The following is an 11434-nucleotide window of genomic DNA, read 5'->3' as shown; positions in this document are numbered from 1 at the left end:
AGCAGTAACACGCTGCCCCCCTCAGCCTGTATTTCTTCGCGCAAATCATCGATTAACGTTTTACGCGCCGCCATGCCATATTCACCGTATCGATTTTGCCAAAAGCGACCATGATGATCGTTAGTGTGCAACACGGTCAATTTATAGGTTGTATCGGCATTCCATTCTGGTGCAGGTTGCGTAGCACACCCAGCTAACGAGGCCAAGATAGCGGCACTCAAAACAGTTTTGATCATCAGACGCTGATTCATTTATTTACCTTTTTCTTATTGGGATTACTGAAGCACATTTTAAGCATTCGATCTATTTGAAAACCACGTGCACCCTAACACATTGATTTAATAATTATGATGCATTGTTTAGCAATAACAAATTCATCAGTAACAAGTTTGAGAATTCACGGCTTTTCAGATAAAAAAATAGCCAACACTCGGTTGGCTATAGTATTTGTTACCACCAGTCATCTGGCGTTTACTTGATATCTATATCTGCAAAGCTCTTGATCAGATCATCAAGCGATTTCATTTGTGCTAAGAATGGCTCTAACTTGTCTAGAGGCAGTGCAGATGGGCCATCACAACGCGCTTGGTCTGGGTTTGGGTGCGCTTCGATAAATAGACCTGCGATGCCTGTCGCTAGACCCGCTTTTGCAAGCTCAACTGTCTGCTCACGACGGCCGCCAGATGCTGCGCCTGATGGGTCACGCATTTGTAGTGAGTGCGTTACGTCAAAGATGATTGGGCTACCTTTCGAAGCATTTTTCATCACACCAAAACCAAGCATGTCTACAACTAGGTTATCGTAACCGTGGCAAGAACCGCGCTCACATAGGATGATCTTGTCGTTACCGCACTCTACGAACTTCTCAACGATGTTTCCCACTTGACCAGGGCTCATAAATTGAGGTTTCTTCACGTTGATAACCGCACCTGTTTTGGCCATAGCTTCAACAAGGTCAGTTTGGCGAGCTAGGAATGCAGGAAGCTGAATAACGTCTACCACGTCAGCGACAGGTTGAGCTTGCGCTTCAGTGTGAACGTCCGTGATGATCTTTACACCAAAAGTGTCTTTCAGCTCCTGAAAGATTTTCATACCTTCTTCCAGACCTGGACCGCGGTATGAATGAACAGAACTGCGGTTTGCTTTGTCAAACGACGCCTTAAATACGTAAGGAATACCAAGTTTTTCCGTTACTTTTACGTAGTGCTCACAGATCTGCATCGCAAGATCACGAGACTCAAGAACGTTCATACCTGCAAATAGGGTGAATGGCTTGTCGTTAGCAACCTGAATGTCGCCGATATTAACGATTTTCTGTTCCATTTTGATTCTCTTTTTCTGTCCACGATACGCCACAGTTCGGCACATCGATAAAATTAGTGAAGTGTGACGTGCGTTTCACTCATCACATTAACTTGTGATTTTAGTAGCTCGGAAGCCGGATCGTCAGGGCATTGGTCAATAAAGTACTGAAAATCTGATACCGCTACTTGAGGGCACTCTAGCTGTTGGAAAATAAAACCACGGTCACGAATTTCGTATGGGTCATCTGGCACAAACGTTAGAGCAAGATTTGTACAACGTAATGCCAGCGTATAATGCTCTTCACGCAACATCGCACTTTTAATCAATGCCAACCAGCGACCAATAATTGTTGGGTTGTCAGCTTCCTCAAAATGTTCAGGCTTTAGCTGAGCTAACGGTCCTTCCTGGCCAATAAGCCAAGCTTGAAGAATCCTTTCACCTACATACTCACCATTAAATGGGTTGATGTAGTCTGGCTTCTTATGCATCCAATCGACTTTTAACAGGAACTGAGTAGGGAAAGTAACTCCCTTCAACGGGAACCCCAGCTTTTTGCCTAGGTATAACAAAATCGAACCTAAGCTCACAGGAATACCTTTTCTGCGCTCCAACACTTTATCGATGAAGCTGTTGTCCGAAATAAAGTATTCCTGCTCGTCGCCTTTGAACCCCCACTCGTGGAAAAACAGTCGTAGGAATGCATCAAATCGTTGCTCTTCATCGGTTTCATGAACAAGCGTGGCTTCTGCATCTTTGTAAAGACGCTCTAACTCTTGTTTCGCCCAATGTACTTTGGTTTCTGGGTTAATCGCTTTGTTTAGCTCAAGCGCACCTTCCACCAACGGTATATTGTCAAAATCTTCGTCAAAAAACTCTAACATGACGTCTATCCAAATAACGTAGGGCTCTTAGACACAGCAATGTTTGCAGCCATGACCAACCAACCTAATGCGCCGAAAAAGCCAAATATCTTCAGTAGGTTGTTTTTCGCAAGTTTCAATGAGAAGAATCCAAGCGCAATGTACGCCAGTACGCAGGTGATTTTGTTTGTTAACCACGGTGCGGCATCGGTAAACGGGATGAAACCCGTAATGAAAATAAGCGCGATACCTGACACTAGCAATGCAGTATCAACGATGTGGGGAAACACTTTCAAAAAGCGATTATTTCGCTTCGGTGAGTTCATCATCATTAACACGAATCGGATCGATAGTAGCGTCGCGCTGAGAGCGATCGTCACTAAGTGTATGTGTTTTAGAGCTACGTACATTTTTCTTCTCTTTTTAGTTAGTGTTTGCTGACTTCCATGATTAACTGGCCAGACAACCAAGTGTTACTCGATCGTTACCGCCATAATCTTTTTCCGTAGTGACCTGTTGGTAACCAAAGCCACGCATTATCTCACGCACCGCCTCACCTTGATCATAACCATGTTCAAATGCCAGCCAACCGCCCACTTCAAGATACTGACGAGCAAGATCCGAGATATGACGAATATCAGCTAAGCCATTCTCTTTAGCAACTAATGCAGATTTTGGCTCAAAGCGCACATCGCCTTGGGATAAATGTGGATCTTTTTCATCAATATATGGCGGGTTGGAGACAATTAAAGCAAACTTCGTACCTTCTGTAATAGGCTCAAACCAACTGCCTTGAGCAAAGGTCACATTTTTGATGTTTAGCTGCTCAGCATTGTACTCTGCAAGTGCTTTCGCTTCTTGCTTAAGGTCTACGCCCATCACTTGACGCTTTGGCATTTCAGATGCAAGCGCGATGGCGATAGCTCCCGTCCCCGTTCCAAGATCTAAAATAGGCCCAGTCTGCTCGTAGGTCTTATCGAGTGCAACTTCGACCAAACGTTCTGTATCCGGTCTTGGGATCAAGGTAGAGGGAGAAACTTTGAATGGTAAAGACCAAAACTCTCGCTCACCAATAATATAAGCGACGGGTTCACCAGTTAAACGTCGTTCAAGTAGAGCGTCAAACTGAGATTTTTGCTCTGCTTCTAATGCTTTTTCTGGCCAGGTCAGCAGGTAAGTTCGTGGTTTGCCAAGGACATGGCAAAGGAGTACAGCTGCATCGAGAGAAGGCGACTCTTTGCCGCCTTCTGCCAGTTTCGCCGTCGCACTTTTCAGTGCTTGCTCAATCGATTGAACTTGGCTCATCGATTAGCCGTTCTCTGCGAGCGCCGCAAGTTGGTCTGCTTGGTGCTCTTGAATCACAGGATCAATCAAGCTCTGCAGGTCACCTTCCATCACTTCGTTCAAACGATAGATGGTCAGGTTGATACGGTGATCAGACACACGACCTTGTGGGTAGTTGTATGTACGAATACGGTCACTACGGTCACCAGAACCTAGAAGGTTACGACGTGTATCAGACACTTCTGCGGCACGACGCTCTTCTTCCGCTTGAACGATACGAGCAGCAAGAACCGCCATTGCTTTCGCTTTGTTCTTGTGCTGTGAACGCTCATCCTGACACTCTACTACCGTACCCGTTGGTAAGTGGGTAATACGAATTGCAGAATCCGTGGTGTTAACGTGCTGACCACCCGCGCCAGATGCACGGAACGTATCGATTTTCAGGTCTGCTGCTTTGATTTCAGGCAGATCCGCTTCAGGGATTTCCGCCATTACTGCTACTGTACAAGCAGAAGTATGCACACGGCCTTGAGATTCAGTTGCAGGAACACGCTGTACACGGTGACCGCCTGACTCAAATTTCAACACGCCGTATGCACCGTCGCCGCTTACTTTCGCGATCATCTCTTTGTAACCACCGTGCTCTGCCTCGTTTGAAGACATGACTTCGATGCGCCAGCCACGCTTTTCTGCGTACTTGCTGTACATACGGAATAGATCACCCGCGAAGATACCCGCTTCGTCGCCACCCGCACCTGCACGAATTTCTAGGAAACAGTTACGATCATCGTTCGGATCTTTTGGCAGAAGAAGAATCTGTAACTCATCAGTAAGACGCTCAATCGTCGCTTTCGCTTCTTTGATTTCTTCTTGCGCCATTTCACGCATTTCTTCGTCGTCTTCGTTTGCCATCTCTTCAGCGGCGACAAGATCTTCTTGTGCTTGTTGATAAGCTTGGAAGCACTTGGTTACTTCTTCTAGCTGAGAGTACTCTCTTGATAGAGCACGGAATTTGTCCTGATTTCCAATTACATCAGGATCACCAAGAAGATGTTGAACTTCTTCGTAACGTTCTACTAGCGTTTCTAGCTTAGTCAGAATAGAGGCTTTCATAGTGTCGTTTTCTTAATAAAAAGCGTGAGTTATAGATCATCCAAGCCAAGTGTTTGGCGGATAATCGTTAATTTTGCTGGTTCGCCTTGCTCTGCTGCACTTTGCAATGCGCGAGTTGGAGCGTGAATCAGTTTGTTGGTGAGTTTATTACTCAGCTCGCGCAGCACTTTCTCCGGATCTGCGCCTGCCGCTAAAGATTGCAAACTTTTGCTCAGTAACTCTTCACGAATTTCGTTGGCTGATTTGCGATAGTCGCGAATACTATCGACGGCTTGCAGTGAACGCAACCATGTCATAAATGCAGCGCTTTCTTCACTAACAATCGCTTCAGCTTGAATCGCTTCGACTTTACGCTGCTCAATGTTGCTGTCGATGATAGATTGCAAGTCATCAACAGAATACAGATATGCGTCGTTCAGTTCACCGACTTCCGACTCCACATCTCGCGGCACCGCAATATCGACTAACAAGATAGGTTGATGTCGGCGCTGCTTTAGAGCCGTTTCGACCATACCTTTGCCAATAATAGGCAATGGGCTCGCCGTTGAGCTAATCACAATATCCGCTTTCGCCAAATGTTCAGGAATTTCGTTCAAACTGATCACTTCTGCGCCAAATTGGTCCGCTAAGCCTTGCGCGCGCTCTTTAGTGCGGTTCGCGACAATCATTTTTGTGCAACCGTTGGACGCTAAATGCTTCGCGACCAATTCAATCGTCTCGCCCGCACCAACTAAAAGCACGGTTGAATCTGATAACGACTCAAAAATATGTTTTGCCAGTGTACATGCCGCATAAGCCACGGACACGGCATTACCACCAATATCTGTCTCTGTTCTTACCCGTTTGGCGACTGAGAACGTCTTTTGAAACAGTTTATCAATCGAGGCATCGACAGCTTGATGATCTCGCGAGTCAGAAAATGCTTGCTTTACCTGCCCCAAAATTTGAGGCTCACCCAACACCAGAGAGTCAAGACCGCACGATACGCGCATCAAATGCTTTATTGCAGCTTGTTCTTCATGAACATACAAACTCGGCATTAAATCTTCGCGGCTCACTTGATGAAATTGAGCAAGCCAATCGATCAACTTGTTTCGCGCTCCTTGCTTAACATCGCAGTACAACTCAGTTCGGTTACAGGTTGAAACAATCACACTGCCGTTAACCGCTTCGTGCTCTCTAAGTTGCTCGAGTGCAGGGCCGAGTTTATCCGGACCAAACGCCACCTTCTCTCGCAAGTCGACAGACGCTGTATTGTGATTAATTCCAATAGCAAGCAAGGACATCTAACGTGGTATCTCTGGGATAGGTTATAAAATAGGTCCAGAATTTTACTGTAAGCACGCATTTATTGAAAGGGTAAGCCGGATTTGTTTTCCTAAGTGCGACTTTTCAATGCTATAGTTGTGAGCGATTCCCGATGAAACTGATTAATAAGCCATCAAACATGACGTTACGCTCCTTTATTCTTTTTTTCTTGTCGAGCTTACTGCTCGCTGGTTGTTCGTCCGTTCCTGAAAGTGTTACCAGCGTTGAATGGCAAGCTCATGAGCAGCGACTCGAAACCATCCAAGATTTTCAAGCAACGGGGAAACTTGGTTATATTGGCCCAGACCAAAGACAAAATTTAAACTTCTACTGGAAACATTCTTCAGCACTAAGCCAGTTGCGTTTAACAACGATTCTCGGACAAACGGCATTAAAGCTCACCATCACCCCACAAGGCGCCACAGTAGAAACTTACGATGATCAGGTCCTTTCTTCTCGCAGTGCTAATCAGCTGATTTACCGTCTTACAGGGTTGATGATGCCCGTCGATCACATGCCTGACTGGCTATTAGGTCTACCGACCGATGCCGACAAATTCCAACTGTCTCCAACCAATACACTGCAAGCGTTAAACAAACAAATTGGTTTAAATGATTGGAGTATCGCTTATCAACGATATGGCGACGTTCAATGGCATGAACAGTCTCTCCCTCTGCCAAATAAGCTGAAACTCACCACAGCTGATGTCAAAATAAATCTAGTGATCACAAAATGGAACATCACCCAATGATTGAACTTTCAACACGCTGGCCATCACCAGCGAAATTGAATCTCTTTCTATATATCAACGGCCGTACAGAGAATGGCTACCACGAGTTACAAACCTTATTCCAATTCGTCGATCACGGCGATGAGCTCACCATTCAAGCGAACCATTCTGGTGATATTACGATTTCTCCAGAGATAGAAGGTGTGCCTCTTCAAGACAATTTAATTTGGAAAGCAGCAACCGCGCTTCAAGCTTACTCAAACTGCCCTTTTGGCGCGCATATTGAGCTACAGAAAGTGCTGCCTATGGGTGGAGGCATTGGTGGGGGCTCATCGAATGCAGCTACAGCATTAGTGGCACTGAATTACTTATGGCAACTGAATCTAACTGACGACGAACTGGCTGAAATAGGTTTAAAACTAGGCGCAGACGTGCCCGTATTTGTGCGCGGATTTGCAGCTTTTGCTGAAGGTGTTGGTGAAAAACTCTCTCCTGCTTATCCCGAAGAAAAGTGGTATTTAGTCGTCAGACCCAATGTATCTATCGCAACCGTCGACGTTTTTTGTCATCCAGATCTAACGCGAAACACCCCAAAACGAGATCTAGAAACACTTTTAAATACGCCAAGCGTAAACGATTGCGAAAAAATTGTACGAATGCTCTACCCAGAGGTTGATAAGCAACTTTCTTGGCTGCTACAATACGCGCCGTCAAGATTGACGGGGACAGGATCTTGCGTTTTTGCTGAATTTTCGAGCAAATCTGAAGCAGAAACTATCCTTGCACAACTCTCTGATAAAGTCTCGGCATTTATCGCTCAAGGGCGCAATATTTCGCCATTAAAAGAGACTTTGGCTGAATACCAATCAGCCTCACACCGACCTATTTAAACTGGACGCAAACCCGAGGTTTCCACCGTGCCTGATATGAAGCTATTTGCTGGTAACGCAACACCTGAACTAGCCCAACGTATTGCTGATCGTCTTTACATCTCTCTTGGTGATGCATCTGTTTCTCGCTTTTCTGATGGCGAAGTTGCAGTTCAAATCAATGAGAATGTTCGTGGTAGCGATGTTTTCATCATTCAATCCACTTGTGCACCGACTAACGACAACCTAATGGAATTGGTTGTTATGATTGATGCAATGCGCCGTGCTTCAGCAGGCCGTATCACTGCAGTTATCCCTTACTTCGGCTACGCTCGCCAAGACCGTCGTGTACGTTCTGCGCGTGTGCCAATTACTGCAAAAGTTGTTGCTGATTTCCTATCTAACGTTGGTGTTGACCGCGTTCTAACTATCGACCTACACGCAGAGCAAATTCAAGGCTTCTTCGATGTACCTGTAGACAACATCTTCGGCACGCCAGTGCTACTTGAAGATATGCAGGCTCGCGGTCTAGATAACCCTGTAGTGGTATCTCCTGACCTAGGTGGCGTTGTTCGTGCTCGTGCAACAGCAAAAGCACTAGGCGACATCGACATCGCAATCGTAGATAAGCGTCGTCCACGTGCAAACGTTTCTGAAGTAATGAACCTAATCGGTGATGTTGAAGGTCGTGACTGTGTGATCGTTGATGACATGATCGACACAGGTGGCACACTATGTAAAGCAGCTGAAGCACTAAAAGAGCGCGGTGCTAAGCGTGTATTCGCTTACGCTACTCACGCAGTATTCTCAGGCAACGCTGCGGATAACATCAAGAACTCAGTTCTTGACCAAGTTATCGTAACTGACTCTATCTCTCTGTCTAAAGAGATGGCTGCAACAGGTAAAGTGACAACACTAAGCCTATCTCGCATGCTGGCTGAAGCGATTCGTCGTATCAGCAACGAAGAGTCAATCTCTGCAATGTTCAACTAATACGAACATTTCAGTTACACTGATTTCAAAAGCACCCCTCTTTGGGGTGTTTTTTTATTTGTACTGATAACTAGAAAATCCCTTGGTCGCCCACCGCGAGTTTTCTGTGCTATCATACTGCGCTTTTTGAGATTCCAGAGAGATCCTAACCTTGAGTCAACAAATCAAACTTCTTGTTGGTCTTGCTAATCCAGGACCAGAATACGCCAGAACTCGTCACAATGCGGGCGCTTGGGTTGTAGAAGAATTAGCACGCGTTCACAACGTTACACTGAAGAACGAACCAAAGTTTTTTGGTCTAACAGGACGCATTATGGTCAATGGCCAGGATCTCCGTTTGCTTATCCCAACCACCTTCATGAATCTATCAGGTAAATCGATCGCAGCGCTTGCGAAATTTTATCAAATTAAACCTGAAGAGATCATGGTTGCTCATGACGAGCTAGACTTACCGCCAGGTGTCGCTAAGTTTAAAAAAGGTGGGGGTCACGGTGGACACAACGGTCTGCGTGACACCATTAGCAAACTGGGCAATAACAAAGATTTTTATCGTCTTCGTATTGGCATTGGTCATCCGGGACACAAAGATAAAGTGGCGGGTTTTGTATTAGGTAAAGCGCCAGCTAAAGAGCAAGAGCTTTTAGATGCAGCAGCTGACGAGGCTGTTCGTTGTCTAGATATCCTGATTAAGGATGGCCTATCTAAAGCACAAAATCGCCTCCACACGTTCAAAGCTGAATAAGGTTACTATCATGGGTTTTAAATGTGGCATCGTTGGTCTACCTAACGTAGGTAAATCAACTCTGTTCAACGCACTAACTAAAGCGGGTATCGAAGCAGCAAACTTCCCGTTCTGTACCATTGAACCAAACACTGGTGTGGTTCCTGTGCCAGATCTACGTCTAGACGCACTAGCTAAGATCGTTAACCCACAGAGAGTTCTTCCAACGACGATGGAGTTCGTGGACATCGCTGGTCTTGTTGCTGGTGCATCACGTGGTGAAGGTTTAGGTAACAAATTCCTAGCTAACATCCGTGAAACAGACGCGATTGGCCACGTTGTACGTTGTTTTGAAAACGAAAACATTGTTCATGTTTCAGGTAAAGTTTCACCTATTGAAGATATCGAAGTGATCAACCTTGAACTTGCAATGGCTGACCTAGATTCTTGTGAGCGAGCGATTCAACGTAACGCGAAGAAGGCAAAAGGCGGCGATAAAGACGCAAAATTTGAACTAACCGTACTAGAAAAACTGTTACCAGTACTAACTGAAGGCGGCATGGCACGCACGGTTGAGCTATCTAAAGAAGAGTTAGCAGCAATCGGCTATCTAAACTTCCTAACACTGAAGCCAACTATGTACATTGCAAACGTAAACGAAGATGGCTTCGAAAATAATCCATATCTAGATGCGGTTCGTGAGTTCGCAGAAAAAGAAAACAATGTCGTTGTACCTGTATGTGCGGCTATCGAATCTGAACTATCTGAACTGGAAGATGAAGATCGCGAAGAATTCCTAGCAGATATGGGGATCGAAGAGCCGGGCCTAAACCGTGTAATTCGCTCTGGTTACGAACTACTGACTCTACACACCTACTTCACAGCAGGTGTTAAAGAAGTACGTGCTTGGACAATCCCTGTTGGTGCAACTGCACCTCAGGCGGCAGGTAAGATCCACACTGACTTCGAGAAAGGCTTTATTCGTGCAGAAGTAGTCGGTTACGACGATTTCATCCAATTCAATGGTGAAAATGGCGCAAAAGACGCAGGTAAATGGCGTCTAGAAGGTAAAGACTACATCGTAAAAGATGGTGATGTTGTACACTTCCGCTTCAATGTTTAATTAAATGAATGAATTCTAAACACTTCATTTACACTAAAAGCCAGCTGCTAAGCTGGCTTTTTTAATACCTTAAGTAAATGAGCAAAAATAAATTACCTAACTGCAAGCTAATTTATTTCCAGTTTTAGATCATAAACACGCCTCTTTGTTTAAAAAGGAAGCGAACGAGGTTTTTTCCGAAATTTATTAAAAAAAACTGTTGACGGATCTCACTCAACTTCGCATAATGCGCGCCGTTCCCAACGACAAGGCAACAAAGCGTTGAGAACAAAAAATACGGTTTTGGCTACGTAGCTCAGCTGGTTAGAGCACATCACTCATAATGATGGGGTCACAGGTTCGAATCCCGTCGTAGCCACCATTCCTAAATGTTCTTTTTATCAGAGCAGTTAGGAATAGATGCGGAAGTGGCGGAATTGGTAGACGCACCAGATTTAGGTTCTGGCGCCGCAAGGTGTGAGAGTTCAAGTCTCTCCTTCCGCACCATATTTCAAATAGTCATTGTGACTATTGCCTGCAGGTCTATCGCCAAGCGGTAAGGCAGCGGCTTTTGATGCCGCCATTCCCTGGTTCGAATCCAGGTAGACCTGCCATTATTCAAGTGCGATTCCTTTATAAAAGGGGTTGTCACTGAGAGCGTGAAGGTTTATATTGTCTCGCTCCAAAAGATGGCTACGTAGCTCAGCTGGTTAGAGCACATCACTCATAATGATGGGGTCACAGGTTCGAATCCCGTCGTAGCCACCATGAACAACGTTATTTAGGTCTTTACCAATTACCTTGATAACTACAGAATAAGTTGCGGAAGTGGCGGAATTGGTAGACGCACCAGATTTAGGTTCTGGCGCCGCAAGGTGTGAGAGTTCAAGTCTCTCCTTCCGCACCATTATTTAAGTCTCTTTTATTAGAGCAATGTAGGGCTATCGCCAAGCGGTAAGGCAGCGGCTTTTGATGCCGCCATTCCCTGGTTCGAATCCAGGTAGCCCTGCCATATACAATGACATTGAGATTTTACCAATTATCTTGATGTCTACAGAATAAGTTGCGGAAGTGGCGGAATTGGTAGACGCACCAGATTTAGGTTCTGGCGCCGCAAGGTGTGAGAGTTCAAGTCTCTCCTTCCGCACC

General features: G+C 45.4%; 11 protein-coding genes, 7 tRNA genes and 1 pseudogene. 12 read left to right on the top strand and 7 right to left on the bottom strand.

Going from position 1 to position 11434, the window contains the following annotated elements; genetic code table 11:
- From ushA to hemA, 7 genes and pseudogenes are all read right to left on the bottom strand, one after another.
- Positions 1–251 (bottom strand): annotated as a pseudogene (gene ushA, locus IQP38_RS26420) (bifunctional UDP-sugar hydrolase/5'-nucleotidase); the annotation flags it as partial.
- Positions 252–471: 220 nt separating this feature from the next.
- The gene (gene kdsA / locus IQP38_RS12890; RefSeq protein ID WP_193837641.1) at positions 472–1323 is read right to left on the bottom strand and encodes a 3-deoxy-8-phosphooctulonate synthase; all 852 of its coding nucleotides are present in this window, start codon (positions 1321–1323) and stop codon (positions 472–474) included.
- A 53-nt stretch (positions 1324–1376) separates the two neighbouring features.
- On the bottom strand, positions 1377–2186 hold the full coding sequence (locus IQP38_RS12885) for a SirB1 family protein (RefSeq protein WP_005384098.1): 810 nt from the start codon (positions 2184–2186) through the stop codon (positions 1377–1379).
- A gap of 5 nt (positions 2187–2191) precedes the next feature.
- A complete protein-coding gene (locus IQP38_RS12880) occupies positions 2192–2575 on the bottom strand; it encodes a SirB2 family protein (RefSeq protein WP_005382225.1) in 384 nt (127 codons plus the stop codon).
- Between the two features lie 40 nt (positions 2576–2615).
- The gene (gene prmC, locus IQP38_RS12875) at positions 2616–3470 is read right to left on the bottom strand and encodes a peptide chain release factor N(5)-glutamine methyltransferase (RefSeq protein ID WP_193837640.1); all 855 of its coding nucleotides are present in this window, start codon (positions 3468–3470) and stop codon (positions 2616–2618) included.
- A gap of 3 nt (positions 3471–3473) precedes the next feature.
- Positions 3474–4562, bottom strand: a complete 1089-nt coding sequence (prfA, locus tag IQP38_RS12870; RefSeq protein WP_005382222.1) for a peptide chain release factor 1 — start codon at positions 4560–4562, stop codon at positions 3474–3476.
- 29 nt (positions 4563–4591) lie between these two features.
- Complete coding sequence (gene hemA, locus IQP38_RS12865) at positions 4592–5848, bottom strand: glutamyl-tRNA reductase (protein ID WP_005384104.1); 1257 nt, start codon at positions 5846–5848, stop codon at positions 4592–4594.
- Positions 5849–5982: 134 nt separating this feature from the next.
- Between hemA and lolB the strand changes: the two genes are divergently transcribed.
- The 12 genes from lolB to IQP38_RS12805 all read left to right on the top strand — a co-directional run bounded on the left by lolB (position 5983) and on the right by IQP38_RS12805 (position 11432).
- Positions 5983–6621 carry a lipoprotein insertase outer membrane protein LolB gene (gene lolB, locus IQP38_RS12860; protein WP_017634843.1) on the top strand — a complete coding sequence of 213 codons (639 nt, stop codon included), beginning with the start codon at positions 5983–5985 and terminating at the stop codon, positions 6619–6621.
- Complete coding sequence (gene ispE / locus IQP38_RS12855) at positions 6618–7490, top strand: 4-(cytidine 5'-diphospho)-2-C-methyl-D-erythritol kinase (protein WP_017634844.1); 873 nt, start codon at positions 6618–6620, stop codon at positions 7488–7490. The genes lolB and ispE overlap by 4 nt, the downstream gene beginning before the upstream one ends.
- Positions 7491–7517: 27 nt before the next feature.
- Complete coding sequence (locus IQP38_RS12850; RefSeq protein WP_005393176.1) at positions 7518–8462, top strand: ribose-phosphate pyrophosphokinase; 945 nt, start codon at positions 7518–7520, stop codon at positions 8460–8462.
- A 151-nt stretch (positions 8463–8613) separates the two neighbouring features.
- Positions 8614–9204, top strand: a complete 591-nt coding sequence (gene pth / locus IQP38_RS12845) for an aminoacyl-tRNA hydrolase (protein ID WP_005384112.1) — start codon at positions 8614–8616, stop codon at positions 9202–9204.
- Between the two features lie 10 nt (positions 9205–9214).
- Positions 9215–10306 (top strand): redox-regulated ATPase YchF, encoded by a 1092-nt coding sequence (ychF, locus tag IQP38_RS12840; protein WP_005393178.1) that lies wholly within the window; start codon positions 9215–9217, stop codon positions 10304–10306.
- 284 nt (positions 10307–10590) lie between these two features.
- A tRNA-Met gene (locus IQP38_RS12835) sits at positions 10591–10667 on the top strand.
- Positions 10668–10707: 40 nt separating this feature from the next.
- Positions 10708–10792, top strand: a tRNA-Leu gene (locus IQP38_RS12830).
- Positions 10793–10824: 32 nt separating this feature from the next.
- Positions 10825–10899, top strand: a tRNA-Gln gene (locus IQP38_RS12825).
- A 77-nt stretch (positions 10900–10976) separates the two neighbouring features.
- A tRNA-Met gene (locus IQP38_RS12820) sits at positions 10977–11053 on the top strand.
- Between the two features lie 54 nt (positions 11054–11107).
- Positions 11108–11192, top strand: a tRNA-Leu gene (locus IQP38_RS12815).
- A 30-nt stretch (positions 11193–11222) separates the two neighbouring features.
- Positions 11223–11297 (top strand) — tRNA-Gln (locus tag IQP38_RS12810).
- A 53-nt stretch (positions 11298–11350) separates the two neighbouring features.
- Positions 11351–11432: transfer RNA gene (locus IQP38_RS12805), tRNA-Leu, on the top strand.
- Positions 11433–11434 lie beyond the last annotated feature (2 nt).

Source organism: Vibrio sp. OPT41, assembly GCF_015163595.1.
Classification (GTDB): Bacteria; Pseudomonadota; Gammaproteobacteria; order Enterobacterales; family Vibrionaceae; genus Vibrio; species Vibrio alginolyticus.
This window is presented reverse-complemented; position numbering and strand designations above follow the sequence as displayed.